Origin of the sequence: Calidithermus terrae, from assembly GCF_003574345.1 — a bacterium.
GTDB classification, from domain to species: domain Bacteria; phylum Deinococcota; class Deinococci; order Deinococcales; family Thermaceae; genus Calidithermus; species Calidithermus chliarophilus.
Window position 1 is genome coordinate 1 of the sequence record NZ_QXDL01000440.1, and the last position, 1,040, is coordinate 1,040.

The following is a 1,040-nucleotide window of genomic DNA, read 5'->3' on the forward strand; positions in this document are numbered from 1 at the left end:
CCCCAGCATCCCCGGCCAGCCCAGCCACACCAGCCCCAGCAGCGCCCCCAGGATCAGGGCCACCCGCGCCGGGGCGTTGCGCTCGGAGCGGGTCATGGTCCAGGCCACCAGGCCCGCCAGCACCACCGCCAGCAGCACCATCACGGCCAGCTCGCCCGGCCCCGGCTGCTGCTGCAAGACCCCCAGGCTCACCACCGGGACCAGCAGGTTGTCGAGCCCCTCCACCGAGACCCCCTCCGTCAGCGTGCTCACGCTCGCGACGAGCAGCGCGTAGAGGCTGGCCTCGAGCACGCCCCCCTCGAAGAGCAGGTAGCCGTAGCCCAGCCCGAAGGCCACCAGGAAGAACATCAGGCTGCCCTCGAGGCTCTTGTAGCGCCCCTCGGTGCCGTAGCGCACACGCCCGTACGCCACCCCCACCAGCGCCGCCAGCCCGTCGGCGAAGGTCAGCACCAGCAGCGGCAGGTAGTACTCGACCGGGTTCTGGGCGAAGGCGAAGAGCAGCGCGACGCTCAGCAGGAAGTACACCTCGCCCCACCCCTGCCGCTCCACCGAGCCCAGCACGCTCCCCAGCACCGCCCGCGCCGGGCGCACGAAGCGCAGCGCCAGCAGGGTCAGGACCGCCACGCCACACACCCACAGCACGGGCTCGAGGCCGCCCCACCCGAACAAGGAGGGAAAGGCCAGCGCGAGCACCCCCACCCCGATGTGCATGACCTTGCGCGCCACCTCCGCGTGCGGCCGCGCCCGCCGCTGCCAGAGCTTGACCCCCACCAGCAGCGCCCCCAGCGCGAGCATGACGGCGAAGGCGGTCCAGGTCATGGGCGGCCTCCGGCGGCGAGGGACAGCCGAACGCCGGATGCCCGACGCCGAACGCGAGACGCAAGACGCAAAACGCCAAACGCCTCGTTGGGATGAATCATCCACTGGGGCCGCGCCCGCCCCACAAGCCAACTACAGCCCCACTCCCCAGAGGACGGGTGCTTGTCCCGCGAGCCCGTCCCCGGCCGTGAACCGGTGGCTTGCTCGTGGGGGGTGGTGGG

At 72.4% G+C, this 1,040-nt stretch carries 1 protein-coding gene; it reads right to left on the bottom strand.

Annotation, left to right across the window (positions count from 1 at the left end; genetic code table 11):
* The coding region (locus Mterra_RS21455) for a diacylglycerol/polyprenol kinase family protein (protein ID WP_218023008.1) at positions 1 to 819 on the bottom strand (819 nt) is incomplete at its 3' end.
* Positions 820 to 1,040: the final 221 nt, after the last annotated feature.